The organism is Psychrobacter sp. TB55-MNA-CIBAN-0194, from assembly GCF_040309505.1.
GTDB classification, from domain to species: Bacteria; Pseudomonadota; Gammaproteobacteria; order Pseudomonadales; family Moraxellaceae; genus Psychrobacter; species Psychrobacter fozii.
In genome coordinates, this window is the sequence record NZ_JBEOOW010000005.1 from 229,209 (window position 1) to 249,447 (window position 20,239).

Sequence of the window (20,239 nt, forward strand, 5' to 3'; positions counted from 1 at the left end):
ATCTATTTAGATTAAAAAACAAGTTAGTGACAACTGTTCTGCTAAATATGGTATTCATGTATAAGCTATAAAAAAACAGCCCGTCTAGTGACGGGCTGTTTTTCTATTATGCTTTCATTGATATGTCTAATTTTGCAAATAAAAATTTATTTTATAAAAGACTATTTGAAATTACCAAGACGGTTAGATAATTGGCTAATGATTTGGTCAATCTCTTCATTGGCTTCATTTTCAGTATCTAAGTTACCATTTGGTGTTAATTGATTCATCACTTCAGGCAGTAGTTCAGCGAGACCCTGACGTACTTCTGCATCATTGGCACCGGTATGCGCAGCTACTTGTTGAATTTCATTTTCATCAAACAAGCGATTGATATCATTAGGGTCAAGGTTATCGTTAGTTTCTTGACTACTCATCCAAGATCGCGCTTTGCTTTCATGACCCATAGCAGTAATTTTCGATAGTGCACCACTTAAGCCACCATTACGCTTGATCCAGCTGAGTACCATTGGCATCAATGCAGCTATTAGCATGCTTTTCCCACCAAAGCTGCCACTTTGTTTTTGACCGCCACCCAATACACTGCCTAATATATCTCCTAAACCACCAGCACCTGAGCTCATACCACCGCTTTGAGTGCTCCCCGTCAGACCACCCAGAATATCATCTAAACCAAAACCATTATCGGCCTGACGATTATTTTGTGAATTATTGGCACTTGTCTGACTGCTTCCACCTAACACACTGCCCAATATATCACCCAAACCACCAGTACCACTCGAGTTCACGCTTTGGTCGGTAGAATTACGCTGTGTACTTTCTGGATTCATCGCACTACGGGCAACTTGGCTCACTAAATTCCCTAACAAGCTCATACTCTACTCCTTTTTTGTCATATTATTTATTTTGAAAGTATCACTATACTTTTTTAATATATTAAAATTTAATCAGTATCTGACGACTGTATAGATCTCTTAAACGGCGCACTTTACGCTTACAAAATAACAAATTGCTTTCATTATCGAGAGAGCTGTTTTGTTATAACCTGTAGTCATTCATTAACCTTATAAAAAAGCTAAAATACCAAAACTGCCATTCAAGGACTGAAATAACAACCACCTACTTACTTTTAGCAGAGCTCACATTGGCTAAAATATTCAATTCTCGCCACTGCTCAGCGTTCACTTGATCACGGAATACTGTCATTGATAAAGAACGTTGATAGGGTTCTACAATATCGAACTCAAAGCTCATAGCCCACCGATAATTATGGACCTTGACCATTTGTGCCTGCCACAGCTCATCACCGCGACTCGTCCTAATCATTAGCTGCCAACCTCTATCAACACGCTGACTCAGGGGCGGTTGGCTCATATGCAATAGTACAGGCCGTGATAATATCAAATACCCAGTAACTGCTGCTGCCACTACTAAGGTAACGACATACTGCCATACGTTTAAAGAAGCAAGCCATGCGAGTATAACCATAGCACTCGTCAAACTCATGTAAAACAACACGCGCAAATAGCTAGCAGGCTGAATAGCAGTATCAATACGTAATGAAGTTGCCATAGTCATATTTGAGTGCCACAATAAATATGAAGCATTAAGCCAAATCTTTAGTATGACGCCATGTTTTAATTTTATTCACTAGCGCCCATATGTCTTCGTTTTCTGGACGATTTTGATTGGTGAAATAATCTAATAAATCAGGATCTTCGTGAGTTAACATTTCTGCAAATGTATTTTGCTCTTCAGGCAATGCTGTCAAATATAGCTCTTTGACATAAGGATCAATATAAAAATCTAACTCTTTGAGTCCACGGCGGGCTTGATAAATAATACGGCGTTGCTCATTCGTTGCTTCTGGTTGTGTAGTGGTCATAAAGCTACCTTCATCAATTTGAATAGTTTTTTTAGTGTATTTAGATGTTTCTAAAATCGTTTCTTATTTCTTTAAGTAAAGTATAGAACACCTATAGCATTGGACAACAGCGTAAACGAGTATAAATATCTATTGATGACGATCATACTCAGACAACTGATTCCATAGCGCTACTGCTTGCTGCATCATCGTCACATTATGCGTGCGAATGATACTTGCCCCTTGTTGTAGCGCAAAAACACCTGCGGCCATTCCTGCTGCATCACGCTCTGTTGCTTGAGTATTAGCCACTGCTTCAACCCCACTTTTACTCAATACTTCTGCTAAAAATCGCTTACGTGAAATGCCAAACATCATTGGCAATCCTAGTATCTGCAACCGCTGAAGCTGGCTTAATAGTGCACAGTGGTGCTCATAGTTTTTCGCAAAACCAAAACCTGGATCAATAATTATTTTTTCACGTTTGACACCGATACTGATTACCTCATCAACACGGTCGACTAGCTCGGTACTCACATCCTCTATTACATTATCATACTGTGCCAAGTCATTCATCGTCGTCGGCTCACCGCGCATGTGCATGAGCATGACTGGTATATGAAGCTTGGCTGCCATTGTAGCCGCACCAACACGCTTTAGAGCCCGTACGTCATTCCATATATCAGCACCGGCTTCAAATGCGGCTTCCATAACTGTTGGATTACTAGTATCGATAGACAGCCAAATATCATTTCCAAAAGATTGTCTAATGGCTTGAACAACAGGTACGACGCGATACATCTCATCACTCGTAGCGACAGCATCCGCATTTGGGCGAGTAGACTCCCCACCAATATCAATAATAGTCGCACCTTCATTGATCATTTTCTGGCAATGCTGAATGGCTTTATCCACCGCATTGAACTGCCCACCATCTGAGAATGAATCTGGTGTGACATTAAGTATACCCATAATATGAGGTATTGATAAATCTAAAGTTTTATCACGACTAGATATCTTATAGTCGGGTAAGGCTTGGAATAATGACATAACCCATTTATCTCTCATAAGAACAATTTTAATTATTACTGCCTATGCTCATGATACCAGTAAATTTTACTCGGCCCTAAATCCTTCATAAAACAATGACAATAAAAAAGCCCTTTATATAAAGGGCTTTCTTATTGAGAGTTTACAAACTAAACGCTACATCGCTGGTAATGGTGGCGGTGTGGCACCAGTTGTTTTCACATCATTTTTCGACAAGTTTACTTCGTTATGCTGGTAGACTCTCGGTGGACGCGGTGCTTCACCTGCTAGGATATCTTGCAGTTGGTCACGATCAATAGTTTCCCAGTTCATGAGAGCCTCAACCATCGCATGCATCTTGTCTTGATTGGCTTCAATCAATTCACGAGCGATATCGTACTGCTCTTCTAGCATACGGCGTACTTCTTCATCAACTTTTTGCTGAGTAGCTTCAGAGATCGTACGACCACCACCGCCGAAATATCCTTGCGAGTTGTCGTCATCTTCGTACACCATGATACCAAGTGCATCAGACATACCGTACTTCGTGACCATCGCTCGTGCCATTTTAGTAGCACGTTCAAAGTCGTTCGAAGCACCCGTCGACATTTGATTGATAAAGACTTCTTCGGCGATACGACCACCGAACAAAATAGCAATGTCGCTCAACATTTTCGATTTATACATACTGGTCTGATCGTGCTCAGGCAATTGCCAAGTCACACCAAGGGCAAAACCACGAGGCATAATAGTAACTTTATGCACAGGATCTGTACCCGGTAATAGCTCAGCTACCAACGCATGGCCGGCTTCATGATATGCAGTCGCACGTCGCTCTTCTTCGCGTATCACCATAGACTTGCGTTCAGGACCCATATACAACTTGTCTTTAGCATCTTCAAAGTCATTCATATCGACACTGGTCTTGTTACGACGTGCTGCAAATAATGCGGCTTCGTTTACAAGGTTGGCAAGCTGTGCACCACTGAATCCAGGTGTACCGCGAGCAAGAGAACTTGCGTCTACACTAATCGTGTTTGGCAATTTCTTCAAATGGACTTTTAAGATTTGCTCACGACCTTTAATATCTGGTAAGCCTACTTGTACTTGTCGATCAAAACGACCTGGACGCAGTAATGCTTTATCAAGCACGTCAGCACGGTTAGTCGCAGCAATAACGATAACGCCTTCATTGCCTTCGAAGCCATCCATCTCAACCAGTAACTGGTTAAGTGTCTGCTCACGTTCATCATTACCACCGCCCATACCGGAGCCACGATGACGACCGACTGCATCAATCTCATCAATAAAGATGATACATGGTGCACTTTTCTTTGCTTGTTCGAACATGTCACGTACACGTGATGCACCAACACCGACGAACATCTCAACGAAATCAGAACCTGAGATAGAGAAGAACGGTACTTTAGCTTCACCAGCAATGGCTCTTGCTAGTAGCGTCTTACCAGTACCCGGAGGGCCTACCATCAAGATACCACGTGGAATGGTCGCGCCTAGCTTCGTAAATTTATCTGGCGCACGTAAAAACTCAACCACTTCCACGACTTCTTCTTTGGCTTCTTCACAACCGGCCACGTCTTCAAAGTTGACGTTGATTTGATCTTCGGTCAGCATTTTAGCTTTTGATTTACCAAAGCTCATAGGGCCGCCGCCTTTTCCGCCTGCGCCGCCTTGCATATTACGCATGAAGAATAAGAACAGACCAATAATCAATAGAATTGGGAAGCTGGCGATCAATAATTGCATCAAGACGCTTTGGCGCTTTGGTGCAGTTCCTTGAACTTCGACTTGGTTTTCACGTAGCAGTGGCATCAGTTCGTCATCTGATACAGCAGGTCTAATGGTCTCAAAAGCTGAGCCATTTTTCTTCTCGCCGGTGATTTCTTCGCCGTCAATTTCAACACTGGCTACTTGGTTTTCTGACACAGCGGTCACAAACTCAGAGTAGTTAAGGCTATCCGGCTCAGATGATTGATCGAAGCCGCTAAACACCAGCACTAAAACGCCGATTACCACCAGCCACAATAAGGTATTTTTTACCATGTCGCTCACTAGTTATTCCCATCCCTTACTTATTGGTGTGTCTATTAAACACGTGACGTCTATAAACGTATCGCTCATTTTTCATAAACCTATCAATGTCAGAATTTTCTGATTGGGGCTTATACATGTCAAATGTCTTATAAAACAGGTTTAACAAGTTATAAATATCAATGATATATGAATCTATCGCAGATGAGCTTATCAAGCGCTTATTGTCAGACGACTTTGCCTAAAACAAAGTTAATATACCATGATATGTGGTACTAACCTGCATAATTCAAGCAGGTATTGCTATTATTCAATCAACGATTGTAACGTTTTTAATATTCTAATAGATATACTTAATGGTGACACAATATCCAGCTTACAATGGCAATAACTCGTCGAAGTTAAAACTATTTAATCGCTATCCAAAACATCTCTTTTGAGCGCGGCCTAGAAGCACCTGGTTTGATACTACGGATTTTACTAAAATCCTGCTGCATCTGCTTGCGTAATTCTTGTGTTCCTTCACCTTGAAACACTTTCATAATAAGTGCGCCACCTTCTGGTAAGGTTGCCAAAGCAAAATCCACTGCCAATTCACATAAGTACATCATACGCGGCTGATCAATCGCGCTATTACCTGCCGTATTGGGTGCCATATCAGATAACACCACATCGACCTGCCTATCGCCAACTTCTGCCATGATGCTATCAAACACTTCTGCTTCACGAAAATCACCTTGGATAAAGGTAACATCAGGCAAAGTATCCATCGCTAAGATATCAGAGGCAATCAAAATGCCTTGTTCGCCTACCAATTGACCAGCCACTTGTGACCAACTACCAGGAGCACTACCCAAATCTACGACCGTCATACCTTTTTTAATCAGGCTGGTTTTTTCATTGATTTCTAATAATTTATAGGCAGCACGGGCACGATAGCCATCTTTATGAGCCTTTTGCACATAATGATCGTCAATGTGCTCTTTCATCCAAGCGCTACTACTCTTTGACAATTTTTTATTTTCGATACGCGTGGCCAAAATACCTGCTCCTATTGCTTTGCAAAACACTAATACATACTGATGAAATAGCCACTACATTTATAAAATGCTTTAAAGATGGACTCAATTAGACCATTGATTTGTTCTCTTGTCTTAAACTGAACAAATTCTATTGGTTAAAACACTGTTTTATAAGACAGTAGCGTTTATAATGTGGCTAAACATTCAGTTTAACATTTTCATCACGTAAAATCGTGCAAAATCCTGCTGATCTCATGCAAGTTGACCACAGATTATCTATAATGGTCATCAACTGCTCTCAATAGCATTGTCATTTATTTTTATCAACACTTAGGAATTCTATGGAACTCGATAACGCTACAATCAAACGCCTAAGAGGCATTGGTCACGAACTGAAACCGATTGTCATGATTGGCAACAAAGGTATTACTCCAACCATCATTGAAGAAATTAATCGTGCTCTAACAGATCATGAACTTATTAAAGTAAAACTACCATCAGGCACTAAGCAAGAACGTGATGTCATTGGCGCTGAGCTTGCAACTGCTGCTAAAGCATCTTTGGTACATTCAATTGGTCGTATGGCACTGTTACTACGCAAAAACCCGAACGCCAACCCAAAACTGTCTAACTTAGCACGTCACGCACAGTAATGTGTGATGGCACATTTAGTTTAAGAAATATCATACCGTAAAATCTCATATCACAGCCGGACCCTTACGGTAAAATATAAAAGCCGCGATGCAACTTGCTCGCGGCTTTTATATTGTCTACTCTCATCGATTTGCCTGTTTTATAAGACTAAATCACACAATCGACATAGCTTTCTCATTATAGTCAATCCTTTATAAAATAGTGAGACAGCGTTAACCTTGCTTGAAGTATCACACATACCTCTTCAGTCGGTTGCCTTATATCTCTTTTAAACTGGATCAACTATATTATTTTTGAGTTTTATAAAATGATGAATCAAACCTTTGACCTTTACATAGCAAACGAAACGATCGCAAGTGACGCACAACAACTTGGCGTAGCTATAGATGATCTCAAGCGTATCTGTGTTCAGGTAAGTGCTAATATTGTTCAATATCCTGAGGTATGTCTACAGCTGACTTACCGCATTACTTTGCCTAACCAAATGCTAGCAGATAAAGTAGACTGGCCGATATGGCAACCTGAACAGGTCAGATTTTCTGATTACTTATGGGAAGAGACCTGCCTTGAGTGCTTTATCACTGGTCGCACTATCGACTCTCACGCTGTTACCGAGCATACAACCTCTTATATTGAGATTAATGCCAATCCAGATGGTCGTTATGCACTCTATCAATTTGAGAGTTACCGTAACCCTGCGACATTACCGCCGACACCTTTGTACCAAGACGATGGACACACGCGTGCCTCTATTGAGTGGACTAACAAGCCCAAGCATCAAAGTACATCCGCAAACATGCATTTACTTAGAGAGCCAGACACTCTACTTAAACATGAACTCAAACCTAATAGTTGCGAGCGAAGCTTCAACGTACCATTGACTCGACTGTCTGACTCGCATCTGAAATATGCTATCAATAACACTATCATTGGGCAAATACATCCATGCGTCATCTTGTGGTTGGACAAGACGCCTTTATACTTCGCAACCAGTCATGCCTCGCCGCCTGATTTTCATAATCACCAGTACTGGTCGAGATTTGAGCTTTAGCCATATCACATGCAGAGCATTACTTGAATAACACTGCAAATAGAAGAACTTCTAAAAGTTACTCTCACTTAAACTTGATGTTTAAAATATAAAAAAACCCAGTAATGTCATAAAGAACATTACTGAGTCTAGAGAAAACGGTTTGCTTAGCAGATGATTGCGTGTACTTAACTGATTACTTATCAGCCATCGCAAGATAGATGCCACGGTCTGATGCATCATCGACATACTGCGAATCGCGCCATGTGGTATAGCTATAATTACCACTATATGGGCTGATGCTGTTTTGACGGAAATCAGATACCCAGTCATTGCCATCAAAGATCTGAATGTGACCATGTGGACGACTTGAAGTACGGTTATAAACCACGACATCACCAACTTGTGGCTGCATATCATTACTGATTTTGGTAAACCCTGCTTGGGCTAGTGTGCCACGAGAGGCATATTGATAAGCTGAAGGGTTCGGTGTAAATTCGTAACCAGCTGATTGTAGTGCTTTACGTACATAACGAGCACAGTAGCCAGAGCTTCTAGACAAAGCGACGCGTGATGCGTTTGCTGCTGCAATAGCAGGGGCAGAAAAACGATCTGGAATTGATTTTGCTTGTTGCTGACGCTGCTCATAAGATAGGCGACTGGTTAGCGAAGCAAGCTGATATTCTTTTTGCTTAGCATGTGCGCTTAGATTATCAATGGCTTGGCTGATCTCATCGTTACTATATACATGAGCACCACTGTTCGTGCTATAGATATTACGACTAGAACCATAGGTCGCAGAAGTAGAGATATTTGTGGTGGTATGACTCAAGGTATTATTTGGTTGAAAGGTTGTTTCGACAGCACCACTTGCCTGTGCTATACCCATTCCCAATACTGACAAAATTAATAAAGCTTGTTTCATAAATTTACTACCTATTGTTAATGCAAGACAGCTCGTCATCCTTGACGAAGCATCAATTAATTTAGTGGACATTATCATTAAACAAACATGATAAAATCCTTATGACAACAGCCTGCTCTTTCTTCTGTAGTGACTAATGCTGCTATCAGCATTCATTTAGTCAACTCTCATGTAAATCGCTTGCCATATATCGCTTTAGCATGTCTGTTATGAATATCGATTTTGTCACCTATTAGATGAGTCATTACGATGTCAAAAAAACAGCCTAACCGGCTTGCCCAACTTATTGATCATCAAGCTTTTGCTGGTAGCGCACTACCCCAAACACTTGCTGACAACATGAGACTATATATAGAAACGACCAATGAGGTAAAAGAGCTATTGGTAGACTGTCTACCTGAGGAAATCCTCAATACCTGTTGGGTCGTAGGCTTCACTTCTGAGCAATTAATTCTTAGCGTTGGCTCGATGACTGCTGCTAATCACATACGGTATTTGCAAAGTTCTTATTTGCAGGTACTGACAGAGCAGTCCATTACATTTAAACAACTCAAGCAAATCCGCGTCGTGGTGGCTAGCAAATCGGCTGATAATTATTCATCTAAACAATCATCTGCAGTCTTGTCAAAGCCTCAGAAAGCCAATGAAAATCAGGCCCTTAGCCAAAACATAAAGCGGACTATATCACAGGCTGCAGAGCATGTCACCACTGATGAAAAACTTAAAAAAGCACTTTTGCGCTTGATAAATTCTTAAAAAACCTGACCCTAACATGTAAAGTTATGTAAATAAAAACGTAAAAACTGGCCAACAACGCTGAGATTTTGTAATGACGCCAACAAAAAAAATCATCTACCAGCGATATTCATAATATGAATATCACCGACAGATGATTGGAAAACTACCTACAGCTTTTGTATTCTCTACTCTAAAGAGGAATTATCAAAATAATCGCGACTCTATATTTAAATTATAGAATATTATAGGAATGTAATTATCGTAGAGCTATGTAATATTGCGTCAATGTTTCGATACTTCGTGTATATCCCTCTCTTCACCCTTCAACAGCCATCCCTTTCAGAGGAAGATACTCGATAGGACAGGTTACATTGTCATCAAAAGTTACAATTTCAAAGTTATCATGATCAGATAGTATTTCACGCACTAACAAGTTATTTAATGCATGACCAGACTTATAAGCGTTAAAACGACCTAAAATTGGATAACCAATCAGATATAGATCACCTAGCGCATCCAAAATTTTATGACGAACAAACTCATCATTGAAACGTAAGCCTTCTTCGTTAAGAATATTGGCTTCATCTATGACGATAGCATTGTCCATACTGCCACCTAACGCCAAATTATTCTGGCGTAATGCCTCAATGTCACGTAAAAATCCGAAAGTACGTGCTGAGCTTAATTGCTCAATGAAATTTTGCGTTGAAAACTGCAGTTGTGCATGTTGAAAATTCTTATCAATAGCAGGGTGATCAAAATCAATTTCGAAATTTAATTCAAACCCTTCATACGGGCGCAGCTCTGCCCATTTATCGTCGACCTTTACACGTACTGGTCGTATTATCTTAATAAACTTTTTCAAAGCGTCTTGTTCACAAAACCCTGCATCAAGTAGCAATGCAACAAAAGGTGCAGCACTACCATCCATAATCGGAATCTCTGAAGCAGAGACACGGATTAAAAGGTTGTCTACACCAAGTCCAGCAATTGCACTCAATAGATGCTCAACTGTACCCACTCGTGTACCACCGAATACTAGGTTTGATGACATCATGGTATCTTGTACTAAAAAGGCACTGGCTGGAATTGGCTGACTGCCTTCGATATCAGAGCGCTCGAAAACAATACCTGTATTTACAGGTTGAGGATGAAATTCTAAGTCAACAGGCTGACCACTATGAAGACCAGTACCTGTAATAGCTATCGCAGTTTTTATGGTTCTTTGGTTCATGACTGTCTTCTCACATATTTTGTTACAATTGCCATAGTGTACCATTACAGGCCCCTAGTTCGCCACAGTTAAAACTCGCTATTTTCCTTATCTCCTTGATTGATAACACTTATCGCACCAAACCGAAACTATTTCTATGCTCTATTGACATAACTATCTCTATATAAATAGCTGTATTGAAGTCTATTTCTATCATCAGAAATTGTTTCGTACTACCATTTATTAATGATTATCTCTTCCCAAGGTGCTACTTCTATCGGTAAAAAATTATAGAATCACCTCTTTGCAAACAGACATACCTTATCTACGGCCACAAAAAAGCCAGCGATTAAACGCTGGCTTTTTTACTCTATTTAAAAACATCTCAAAATATTATTTATTTTGTTGGCGTTTTAGATAGTCTTGAATACTGTTGGTTTTGGTCTTAGCTTGTTCTTGAGGCGCGTTAGAACGTACAGTAGCAGAGGTATCTTGATACATTTGAGCTTGTGACTGCTTTTGGCTGTTCAAAGCACTGGTATGTACATTAGGATCAACAGGCTGAGTGCTGTTCACAGAAGGTACTGGCTGCTCCACTACTTCAGGTTCTTGGCCAGCATTTTCATCTAAAGTCAGACCCGTTGCAATGACTGTCACATGCAAGTCATCACCCATTTTTTCATCGATAACTGAACCATAGAAAATATGAGCATCATCAATATCAGTGATTTCTTCAACGATGACACTGATCTTGCTCATCTCATCTAATGATAGTGATTCAGAAGAAATCACGTTGACCAGTAGACCTTTAGCATTCTCTAAGCGTAAATCATCAAGTAATGGAGATCTGATGGCTTTTTCAGTCGCTTGACGTGCACGATCATCACCACTTGCACGGCCAATACCCATCATCGCATGACCTTTAGCAGTCATAGCAGTACGGATATCGTTGAAATCGATATTGATCATACCTTCGCTAGCGATGGTTTCAGCAATACCTTGAACCGCATGCAATAATACATCATCTGCTTTTTTGAAAGCATCTTGCATAGAGATATTACCGTAGACACTCATCAACTTGTCGTTTGGAATAGTGATGATAGAGTCAACGAAATTGGTTAGCTGCTCAATACCGGCTTTAGCCGCTTTAATACGTTTACCACCTTCAAATTTGAATGGCGTGGTCACTACTGCAACTGTTAACACTTCCATTTCTTTAGCAATACGAGCAACCACCGGTGCTGCACCAGTACCTGTACCGCCACCCATACCAGCAGTAATAAATACCATATCTGCATGTTCAAGTAACGCACGGATAGCTTCTTCTTCGCTTTCTGCTGCTTCACGTCCAACTTCTGGATTGGCACCAGCACCTAGACCACGGTTCGTCTTTGCACCCAATTGTAGTTTATGCGGCGCTGTTAGACGATCAAGTGCTTGTTTATCCGTATTAGCACAAACAAATGTCACACCTCTAATCCCTTGCTGTACCATATGTTCAACTGCATTACCGCCGCCGCCGCCCACACCGAATACAGTGAAGCTCGCTTGGCCGTTGTTTTGAAGCTGGTTATCATCTGGCATGGTGTATTTTGACATAAAAAGGATTCTCCAGTTGCAGATAGCGTGATGATTGATACGTGGTAACGCACTCATATGGCGCACTATCGACATACTATATATAAATGTATTTAAATAAAATAGGGTTATGGCTTAAATCTTTCAGCATAGATAACAATAGGTCATCATCGCAAAGGGTATTACTTTTTATATTACTTCGTTTTCTGCTTGAATAATTTAGGTAAACTCTACAAGAATATTAGCATTCTCAATATTTTACCAAAAAATCTACAATATCTTTTTCAGTACACTAGCAAAACGTTGCCCTGCACTTTGAAAAACACCAGTGACTCGATTCTTTTGAATCGCTTCAGGCTCACTCTTTTCGCTACGACGGAACTGTTCGCTCTGACTGTAAAGTAGCGTACCAAATGCTGTCTGGTAAGCACGATCATTTACCTGAATATTCAGCTGCTTGAACGATTCATCATTATCAAAATGATTATAAGCACTGATAGCAGGATGTATATTGGTCAGCACCACCGGCATTTTTAGCAATTTTTTGGCAAAAGGTATCATACCTTTAACCGCGCTGCCACCACCAGTGAGAACGATGCCTTTGTCTATATAACCAATCAAATCTGCGTCATGTAATTGACGAGCCACTTCCGTAAATATCTGGACATAGCGAGCTTCGATAATACGGGCTAGATTATAAATGCCGATATTAATTTCATCGCCTGTCCCTTGCGGCTTAAAGATAAAGAAAGAGCTAGGATCAACACTATTAACATCAACAGTACCGTGAGTCTTTTTGAGCTTTTCAGCTTCAATCATTGATATGCCAAAGTCAGCTGAGATATCCATCGTGACTTCATGGCTTCCCGTTGCGATACAATGGGTAAATATCAATTTGTTTTCTTTATAAACACAAATACTGGTGGTACTCGCACCAATATCTACCAAGCACACACCTTGTTGACGCTCATCACTCATCAAGCTATATTCAGCGCTTGTCACTGCATCGAAGACAATATGGTCAATACCAACGTCACAGCTTTGCAATAATTTTTGGATATTTTGGCGGCTAGACACTGGCATCATCATCATGTGGTACATCACAGAGATATTATGCGCCATTGTTTCGATAGCATCATCAACCATAAAGTCTTGGTCGTTGACGTAAATACCTTGCTGACAGCAATGCATCAAATAATAGTCCGGTGGCAAATCGCGTGACTTGGCATTAGATAGTGCTTGTACCATATCTTTGGCACGTACAGCCTCCTCTTCCACTTGCACATCACCTGTACTGTTTTTGCTAGACAGTTCAGGCGTTGCCAACGTCAACCACACACTATGCACACGGCAATTGGCAGTATCTTCTGCTTCTTGAATGGCTTGCTTAATAGCACCTTGTAGACGCTCACGATGCTTTATTTGACCTTGATAAAAATCGCTATTTTTAACTTGCCCAACGCCCAAAATGCGAATGTCTTTTGCAGAGACAACATTGCCAATGACGACATAAACTGCCGTGGCACTTAGATGGACAACAACCAGATTTTCAGTATTTTTCATGGTACCAGACAAATTATCGCTAAACAGGAGACCAAATGACGTCTCCATTAGATCATTAAAAAATCGCTATCAATACACTACAAAATTGTGTATTCAATGCTAAATACTATTAAAACCGTTCGAACAAAACAGCTCATATTAAAAGCCAGAATGTTAACCAGTTTTTGCTTCTGTCTATCTATGATGATGGTGCTTCATCATTCTTTGGCTGTACCATATCTCCAGAAATGGTAAAGCCATTTTTATAACGCAAATCTACCGATTGTATCTGGTCTCGACGATCACTTAGTTGATTACCAAGCAGTTGACTCAGATTCAGTAGCTTTTGCGCAGTATTTTCGTTATCAACGATGACGCGTAATCCATTATTAAAGCGAATCAACCATGTCATTCTTGGTGATAAGATAATATCTTCAACCTGTATACCTAATGGTGCGTACCAATCGTTGACTTGCTGCATCTGCTGCATGATGACTGGCGCTTGGGTTATCTCACCTTGTAAAGTAGCAAATTTTTCTTGCGTCAGATCTTTCGTATCAGCAGGAACAAAAACTGTCCCTTTTGCATCAACCAAACGTTCTGTCCCAAAATTGGCAACGGCCTGTTTAGGTAGTGCAGTCACTACAATGCCACGCTGCCAATCACGAGAAACACTTACTTGATCCACCCAAGCCAGACCTATCGTAATGTCTCTTAACGCTTGCAAATCAGAGGTAAAAAAACTGCTTACCTTATGCTGATCCATAACTTGTTGCAATGACTGATATTGAACGCCTGTCAAACCTTGATGATTGACATGGATAGCAGCTGGCGGCGCATCACGCAGAGCCTTGCCACCCATGATCAATATCAGTACTAGCAATCCCAATACCATTGCCATAAACAAGTATTTGACTGAGTTTGGTACTTGGAGCTTAGATTTTGGGCGACGGGCTGTATCACTCATCAAGTCAGTTACCTCGTTGACAGTTTGAGCCATAACGACCTGTGTCCCTATATTTGCATAAAACGGCTTATGCTATTCATTGATGTCAGTCTACACATATTATGCAGAGGTCTATTAAGTCGATATATTATCAAAGTCTTTGGCTAAAACAATTTATATGATGCTATTACGCTTATTCAAACGTAACATTTTTCTTAGTTCATAGATAACTTATGGTTTTTTCTTATAAAAACTTAAACATCATCAAGATATAACCACAATATGTAATATTAACGTATTTCATAGTTAAACAATAGCCTAACCCTTACTGGCAACAGCGAATTTACACAAGTTTACATGAAGTTGTGATATAGCATCTCTAGTGATACATTAACTCGATTTTTCAAGAAAACTTATTCATTTTGAGTAAGAAGCGACCAGCGTTATTGATGACGTTTTCAATTCACTCACGCAGCTCACTTTATGAATGAAGCTGCTTGAATGAAGCTGCTTGAACTAATACAGCAGTACTTAAAACTAACTAAACTGTCTGCGCCAAAATATGCCAGCACAGCGTATCAAAATCCATGCCTCGAGCCTTGGCTGCCATCGGGACCAAGCTATGACTGGTCATACCCGGTACAGTATTGATTTCAAGCAACCAGAAATTGCCTGCTTCATCTTGCATGGCATCGATACGTCCCCAACCTTTTGCATCAACAGCACGGAATGCCGCAAGACTCAAATCCTGTAAGTGCTTTTCATCAGCATCGCTCAAGCCACACGGAATATAGTAGCTGGTATCATTACGATTATACTTGGCTTCAAAATCATAGAAGTTAGTGATATCTGCAGGCTCAAGACGAATGACTGGATAAGCCTCGTCGTCGATAATAACAATCGTAAACTCGCGACCAGTAATCCAGCGCTCCGCCATCACCGCATCACCACACTGTACCGCTGTTGCATAGGCAGCTGGAAGCTCATCAAGATTGTTGACTTTCGTCATGCCAATACTTGAACCTTCATGGACAGGTTTGATGATAAGTGGCAAACCTAACATGTTGACTACTTGCTGCCAGTCAGTATCCGCTGTCAACAATGAAAACGGGGCTGTCGCCACACCGCAGCCTTGCCACAACTGCTTAGTGCGCACTTTATCCATGCCCAGTGCCGATGCCAAAATGCCTGAGCCTGTCTGAGGAATCTCAAACCATTGCAACACGCCTTGTAGCAATCCATCTTCGCCGCCGCGACCATGCAACACGTTAAACACACGATCATACGCACGTAGCTCAGTGATGTCTTGATGCTTAGGATCGAAATGAGTGGCATCCACGCCTTGGTTTTGGAGTGCTTGCAATACAGCCGCGCCACTGTCTAAAGATACGCTGCGCTCATTACTACTACCGCCATAAACGACAGCAACTTTACCGAACTCACTCGCATCTTTTACTTTGCTAGGCGCCACATTTGATAATACTTCTTGGTATGACTGGTTATTTTCCATACTATTTTTCTCTGCTTGGGCAACTGCTGCTAGGGCTGGCTCTGGATTAATAATAGCTGTCTTATCCTCAGCGGCATCCATGGCTGTATTTTTTGCATGTTTTTGATCATTGTTCGTCGTCATGAGGATAACTCCTAGAGTTCTTTTAGCTTACTTGATGTAAAGGTTGTTTGCAGCCAAATCAACGGATATTTGCCCCACATTACCAGCGCCTTGAGTAATCAGCATGTCATTGGCTTTCAATAGACGCTGCATCACAGGCGCTAGATTGTCCTTATCAACAATCGTAGGTTCAACTTCACCGCGCAAACGAATACTACGCGCCAATGACTTGGTATCAGCACCTGTAATTGGCGTTTCACCTGCTGAATATACGTCTAATAATAATAGCTCATCTACGCTTGAAAGTACTTCAACAAAATCATCATAGCAGTCACGCGTACGGCTATAACGATGCGGCTGAAACAGCATGACTAAACGGCGATCAGGGAAACTTTGACGAGCAGCTTTAATAGTTGCATCGACTTCCTTTGGATGATGACCATAATCATCAATCAATAGGACGTTGCCATCATCGATATCTACAGAGGCATGCTGCTCAAAACGACGGCCAACACCTTCGAATTTTTGCAGGGCGCGCTTAATGGCTTCGTCATCCACGCCTTCATCGGTCGCCATCGTGATAGCAGCAAGCGCATTATAAACGTTATGAGTACCAGGAATGTTGAGCGTCAAACGTAAAGGCTCACGGTCACGGCGCAACACGGTAAAGTGGGTTTTAGTGCCCTCAGTCACTAAATCAACACCTTGCACATCATTAAAAGGCTCAAGACCAAAGGTCAGTACAGGGCGGCCAATATCATCAATCATCGCATACAGCTCTGGGTCATCACCACACACCACAGCCAGACCATAAAATGGCATATTTTGTAGGAACTGAATATAAGCGGCTTTTAATTTATCAAAGCTGTTCTCATAAGTTTCCATATGGTCTTGATCGATATTCGTCACAATTGCAGCCATTGGATGCAACGATAAAAATGATGCATCAGACTCATCAGCTTCAGCGACTAGAAAGCGACTACTACCAAGCGCGGCATTTTTCCCAGAAGCATTAAGCTTACCGCCAATCACGTACGTAGGATCGAGCTGGCCTTCTGCCATCATCGTAGTGAGCAAGCTAGTCGTTGTGGTCTTACCATGAGCACCCGCAACAGCAATACTATGACGATAACGCATCAACTCACCCAACATGTCTGCACGGCGAACGACAGGCAAGCGTGCTTCAAGGGCTGCTTTAATCTCAGGATTGCTACGATCAATCGCTGACGATACGACGACAACATCTGCGTTGGCAATGTTTTTCGAGTCATGACCAATTGATATTTCAATGCCAATCTGCTGTAAACGTCGAGTGACCAAGCTCTCAGCGATATCAGAACCACTTACTTCGTAACCTTGATTGCTCATCACCTCGGCGATACCGCACATCCCTGAGCCGCCAATACCTACAAAATGCAAATGCTGGATACGACGCATTTCTGGTATTTCAATCAAACGTTTAGGTAGCGCTTTCGCAGAGGTAGGCATAATCAATTCTCTTGGTTAAAGGCGAATAAAATGTGGTGAATCAGAATAATTAGTTATAAAAATAGCAGCTGGTAGAAATATAAGCTACAGGGTTTGCCAAATAATATCAGCGACCTGCTTGCTAGCACTACGGTTGGCAAGCGCATGGCCTTTCTTGGCCATGGTTAAGCAAGCACTTCGATCAAGCGCTGCCAGCTCATTGCTCAAACGCTGTGGCGTTAACTCAGATTGAGGTAATAAAATCGCTGCATCATGTGAGGTTAACGTACGAGCATTGGCTGTTTGATGATCATCAACGGCATGCGGCAGCGGTACAAAAATAGCAGCAATACCGACGTTTTGAATTTCGGTAACGGTCAATGCACCTGCTCGGCAAACAATGATGTCTGCCCAATTATAAGCAGCGGCCATATCATCAATAAATGGCTGTACCACAAATTTATGAACGCTCCAATCTTGCTCATCATAAGCAGTTTTCGTGGCGGCCTCATTATTTCGTCCACATTGATGACGCACTTCAAAAGGACGGTCTATCAACGCCAGCGCTTTTGGCACGGTATCATTTAATACTTGTGCACCAAGCGAGCCACCAACCACCAGCAACTTAAGTGGTGACGTATCATTCAAATCGTAACGTACAGTCGGTTCCACGACACCAGTGATAGCATTACGTACCGGATTACCAACCGTCTCTAGCTTTGCATCAAGCTCACTATTTGCAAAAGTGTGCTCAAAGGCCTGTAATACCTTGGTAGCAATTTTAGACAGATAGCGATTACTCATGCCAGCAATAGCATTTTGCTCATGAATAATAAGCGGCGTGCTGGTCATACGTGCTGCAATACCGCCTGGTGCGGTCACATAACCACCGAAGCCTACGACAATATCAATCTGATTGTTGCGAATGACTTTTATAGCAGCCATCGTCGCTGATAGCAGGGTTACAGGTAGCTTTAACAAGCGCCCTACTCCTTTACCACGCAGCCCTTGCATATCAATGGCATGAAAGCTATAACCAGTTGGTTTAACTAGGCCATTTTCCATGCCATTTGGCGTTCCTAACCAATGAATAACCGCACCGCGCTGGGTCAATTCCTCAGCCACTGCCAATGCTGGGAACACATGCCCGCCAGTACCAGCAGCCATCATTAATATATGCGGTTTTTTCATGAACGCCTGCCTATCTTTTTATTTATATGAAGGACTTATCATCCTATCAGGATTTTAGTTATCGACAAATAACGACCCTATAAAATCTCGCATAGTATAGTGTAAATCGTTGACTTATATATAGCATTTTATGCGTCGTTAATAATAAAAATCCAAGCCGTGAACAACCTCGGCTTGGCTTTAATAAATACGCTGTAACATCGATAAAATCGACATTTTCAATCACGTTTCGACAAGATATATTAGCACAACTATTTTTTTATCATTGTGCACATACCTTAATGATAAATCACCCTATCATTACTACGATGCTCAAATCGTGAATTTATTTTCAATGGCGATAATAAAGTCCGTCGCAATGTCTGTACCACACTGATCGTCAATCTCGCGTACACAAGTCGGACTGGTAACGTTAATCTCAGTAATACGACCGCCGATGAGATCTAAGCCAACGAACATAAGACCTTTTTCTTTCACAATAGGTGCTACTATTTCTGCCACTTGACGTTCGATATCAGTCAACGGCATAGCAACACCACTACCACCTGCAGCTAGATTACCACGGGTCTCGCCTTTGGTCGGAATACGAGCCAAACTATAACCTACCACCACACCATCGACGATTAATACGCGTTTATCGCCTTCGACAATCTCTGGTAAATAACGCTGTGCCATAATTGGCAGCGTCTCTAACTCCGTCAATACTTCTAGTGTGACACCAATGTTTGGGCTATCAGCAGTCAGACGGAAGATACCTGTACCACCCATACCATCTAGGGGTTTGACAATAACATCTTGCTGCTCAGCAATGAACTTGCGAATGTGCGCCTGTTTACTGGTCACAATCGTTGGGCTCATATAATCACTAAACCAAGTGGCAAACAATTTCTCATTACAATCACGGATGGCTTGCGGATCGTTGACCACGAGTACGCCTGTCGCTTTTGCATGATCGAGCATATAGGTCGTATAGATAAAACGCATATCAAACGGTGGATCTTTGCGCATCAAAATCACGTCATAATCACTAACCGGTGCCGTTGTTTTATCACCTAATGTATAGAAGTCTTTAGGATCACGCTTTACCGTTACTGGCTGCGTATCGACCATCAACTGCCCACGATCCAACCAAAGATCTTGAATCTGACAGTATCCTAAGCTATGCCCGCGATCTTGTGCTGACCACATCATGGCTAAGGTAGTGTCTTTTTTATAATTGACCTGCTCGATAGGATCCATAATAACGAGTATGTTTAACGATTTTTTTTGATTTTCTAGACTCATAACAAAACTCACTTACGTTGTATAGTCAATCAATCTTAAAAATGGTATAAGGCAGACGAGCGCAAGTACTACAGTAGTAGGCTAAGCGAGTC

At 41.5% G+C, this 20,239-nt stretch carries 18 protein-coding genes; 3 read left to right on the plus strand and 15 right to left on the minus strand.

Features of this window, described 5'->3' with window-relative positions:
* Positions 1-161 precede the first annotated feature (161 nt).
* From AAEY75_RS08135 to AAEY75_RS08160, 6 genes are all read right to left on the minus strand, one after another.
* Positions 162-875, minus strand: coding sequence for a YidB family protein (locus AAEY75_RS08135; RefSeq protein ID WP_197216554.1), 714 nt, complete (start codon positions 873-875; stop codon positions 162-164).
* Between the two features lie 244 nt (positions 876-1,119).
* Complete coding sequence (locus AAEY75_RS08140; protein ID WP_197216552.1) at positions 1,120-1,578, minus strand: hypothetical protein; 459 nt, start codon at positions 1,576-1,578, stop codon at positions 1,120-1,122.
* A gap of 28 nt (positions 1,579-1,606) precedes the next feature.
* Complete coding sequence (locus AAEY75_RS08145) at positions 1,607-1,885, minus strand: FAD assembly factor SdhE (RefSeq protein ID WP_197216551.1); 279 nt, start codon at positions 1,883-1,885, stop codon at positions 1,607-1,609.
* A gap of 129 nt (positions 1,886-2,014) precedes the next feature.
* Positions 2,015-2,914 (minus strand): dihydropteroate synthase, encoded by a 900-nt coding sequence (gene folP, locus AAEY75_RS08150; protein ID WP_197216549.1) that lies wholly within the window; start codon positions 2,912-2,914, stop codon positions 2,015-2,017.
* A gap of 156 nt (positions 2,915-3,070) precedes the next feature.
* Positions 3,071-4,966, minus strand: coding sequence for an ATP-dependent zinc metalloprotease FtsH (gene ftsH / locus AAEY75_RS08155; protein WP_197216547.1), 1,896 nt, complete (start codon positions 4,964-4,966; stop codon positions 3,071-3,073).
* 386 nt (positions 4,967-5,352) lie between these two features.
* The gene (locus AAEY75_RS08160; protein WP_110923292.1) at positions 5,353-5,985 is read right to left on the minus strand and encodes an RlmE family RNA methyltransferase; all 633 of its coding nucleotides are present in this window, start codon (positions 5,983-5,985) and stop codon (positions 5,353-5,355) included.
* 323 nt (positions 5,986-6,308) lie between these two features.
* Between AAEY75_RS08160 and AAEY75_RS08165 the strand changes: the two genes are divergently transcribed.
* Positions 6,309-6,620 carry a YhbY family RNA-binding protein gene (locus AAEY75_RS08165; RefSeq protein ID WP_110923293.1) on the plus strand — a complete coding sequence of 104 codons (312 nt, stop codon included), beginning with the start codon at positions 6,309-6,311 and terminating at the stop codon, positions 6,618-6,620.
* 308 nt (positions 6,621-6,928) lie between these two features.
* Positions 6,929-7,672 (plus strand): DOMON domain-containing protein, encoded by a 744-nt coding sequence (locus AAEY75_RS08170; RefSeq protein ID WP_227681309.1) that lies wholly within the window; start codon positions 6,929-6,931, stop codon positions 7,670-7,672.
* 175 nt (positions 7,673-7,847) lie between these two features.
* On the opposite strand, the gene AAEY75_RS08175 is transcribed toward AAEY75_RS08170, so the two are convergent.
* Entirely contained in the window at positions 7,848-8,576 is a 729-nt protein-coding gene (locus AAEY75_RS08175) for a CHAP domain-containing protein (RefSeq protein WP_110923294.1), read from the minus strand.
* Between the two features lie 249 nt (positions 8,577-8,825).
* On the opposite strand from AAEY75_RS08175, the gene AAEY75_RS08180 reads away from it, so the two are divergent.
* Positions 8,826-9,332: a hypothetical protein gene (locus AAEY75_RS08180; RefSeq protein WP_197216545.1), complete on the plus strand. Its 507-nt coding sequence runs from the start codon at positions 8,826-8,828 to the stop codon at positions 9,330-9,332.
* Positions 9,333-9,630: 298 nt separating this feature from the next.
* Here the strand turns inward: AAEY75_RS08180 and lpxC are convergent, their stop codons facing one another.
* The 8 genes from lpxC to gshB form a co-directional block, all read right to left on the minus strand.
* Positions 9,631-10,548 (minus strand): UDP-3-O-acyl-N-acetylglucosamine deacetylase, encoded by a 918-nt coding sequence (gene lpxC / locus AAEY75_RS08185; protein ID WP_197101562.1) that lies wholly within the window; start codon positions 10,546-10,548, stop codon positions 9,631-9,633.
* Between the two features lie 372 nt (positions 10,549-10,920).
* The gene (gene ftsZ / locus AAEY75_RS08190; protein ID WP_110923297.1) at positions 10,921-12,126 is read right to left on the minus strand and encodes a cell division protein FtsZ; all 1,206 of its coding nucleotides are present in this window, start codon (positions 12,124-12,126) and stop codon (positions 10,921-10,923) included.
* A 249-nt stretch (positions 12,127-12,375) separates the two neighbouring features.
* The gene (gene ftsA / locus AAEY75_RS08195; RefSeq protein ID WP_197216541.1) at positions 12,376-13,668 is read right to left on the minus strand and encodes a cell division protein FtsA; all 1,293 of its coding nucleotides are present in this window, start codon (positions 13,666-13,668) and stop codon (positions 12,376-12,378) included.
* A gap of 178 nt (positions 13,669-13,846) precedes the next feature.
* On the minus strand, positions 13,847-14,647 hold the full coding sequence (locus AAEY75_RS08200) for a cell division protein FtsQ/DivIB (protein WP_352259326.1): 801 nt from the start codon (positions 14,645-14,647) through the stop codon (positions 13,847-13,849).
* Positions 14,648-15,134: 487 nt separating this feature from the next.
* On the minus strand, positions 15,135-16,103 hold the full coding sequence (locus AAEY75_RS08205; RefSeq protein ID WP_197216912.1) for a D-alanine--D-alanine ligase: 969 nt from the start codon (positions 16,101-16,103) through the stop codon (positions 15,135-15,137).
* Between the two features lie 150 nt (positions 16,104-16,253).
* Entirely contained in the window at positions 16,254-17,693 is a 1,440-nt protein-coding gene (gene murC, locus AAEY75_RS08210) for a UDP-N-acetylmuramate--L-alanine ligase (RefSeq protein ID WP_197216538.1), read from the minus strand.
* Positions 17,694-17,777: 84 nt separating this feature from the next.
* Positions 17,778-18,863, minus strand: coding sequence for an undecaprenyldiphospho-muramoylpentapeptide beta-N-acetylglucosaminyltransferase (murG, locus tag AAEY75_RS08215; RefSeq protein WP_352259327.1), 1,086 nt, complete (start codon positions 18,861-18,863; stop codon positions 17,778-17,780).
* A 312-nt stretch (positions 18,864-19,175) separates the two neighbouring features.
* Positions 19,176-20,147 carry a glutathione synthase gene (gshB, locus tag AAEY75_RS08220; RefSeq protein ID WP_197216534.1) on the minus strand — a complete coding sequence of 324 codons (972 nt, stop codon included), beginning with the start codon at positions 20,145-20,147 and terminating at the stop codon, positions 19,176-19,178.
* Between the last annotated feature and the right edge of the window lie 92 nt (positions 20,148-20,239).

Excerpts from the sequence above, each read along its gene's own strand:
- AAEY75_RS08135 (WP_197216554.1), bottom strand. The coding sequence starts at position 875 with ATGAGCTTGTTAGGGAATTTAGTGAGCCAAGTTGCCCGTAGTGCGATG.
- AAEY75_RS08140 (WP_197216552.1), bottom strand. The coding sequence starts at position 1,578 with ATGACTATGGCAACTTCATTACGTATTGATACTGCTATTCAGCCTGCT.
- AAEY75_RS08145 (WP_197216551.1), bottom strand. The coding sequence starts at position 1,885 with ATGACCACTACACAACCAGAAGCAACGAATGAGCAACGCCGTATTATT.
- folP (WP_197216549.1), bottom strand. The coding sequence starts at position 2,914 with ATGTCATTATTCCAAGCCTTACCCGACTATAAGATATCTAGTCGTGAT.
- AAEY75_RS08165 (WP_110923293.1), top strand. The coding sequence starts at position 6,309 with ATGGAACTCGATAACGCTACAATCAAACGCCTAAGAGGCATTGGTCAC.
- AAEY75_RS08170 (WP_227681309.1), top strand. The coding sequence starts at position 6,929 with ATGATGAATCAAACCTTTGACCTTTACATAGCAAACGAAACGATCGCA.
- AAEY75_RS08175 (WP_110923294.1), bottom strand. The coding sequence starts at position 8,576 with ATGAAACAAGCTTTATTAATTTTGTCAGTATTGGGAATGGGTATAGCA.
- AAEY75_RS08180 (WP_197216545.1), top strand. The coding sequence starts at position 8,826 with ATGTCAAAAAAACAGCCTAACCGGCTTGCCCAACTTATTGATCATCAA.
- lpxC (WP_197101562.1), bottom strand. The coding sequence starts at position 10,548 with ATGAACCAAAGAACCATAAAAACTGCGATAGCTATTACAGGTACTGGT.
- ftsZ (WP_110923297.1), bottom strand. The coding sequence starts at position 12,126 with ATGTCAAAATACACCATGCCAGATGATAACCAGCTTCAAAACAACGGC.
- ftsA (WP_197216541.1), bottom strand. The coding sequence starts at position 13,668 with ATGAAAAATACTGAAAATCTGGTTGTTGTCCATCTAAGTGCCACGGCA.
- AAEY75_RS08200 (WP_352259326.1), bottom strand. The coding sequence starts at position 14,647 with ATGGCTCAAACTGTCAACGAGGTAACTGACTTGATGAGTGATACAGCC.
- AAEY75_RS08205 (WP_197216912.1), bottom strand. The coding sequence starts at position 16,103 with ATGGAAAATAACCAGTCATACCAAGAAGTATTATCAAATGTGGCGCCT.
- murC (WP_197216538.1), bottom strand. The coding sequence starts at position 17,693 with ATGCCTACCTCTGCGAAAGCGCTACCTAAACGTTTGATTGAAATACCA.
- murG (WP_352259327.1), bottom strand. The coding sequence starts at position 18,863 with ATGAAAAAACCGCATATATTAATGATGGCTGCTGGTACTGGCGGGCAT.
- gshB (WP_197216534.1), bottom strand. The coding sequence starts at position 20,147 with ATGAGTCTAGAAAATCAAAAAAAATCGTTAAACATACTCGTTATTATG.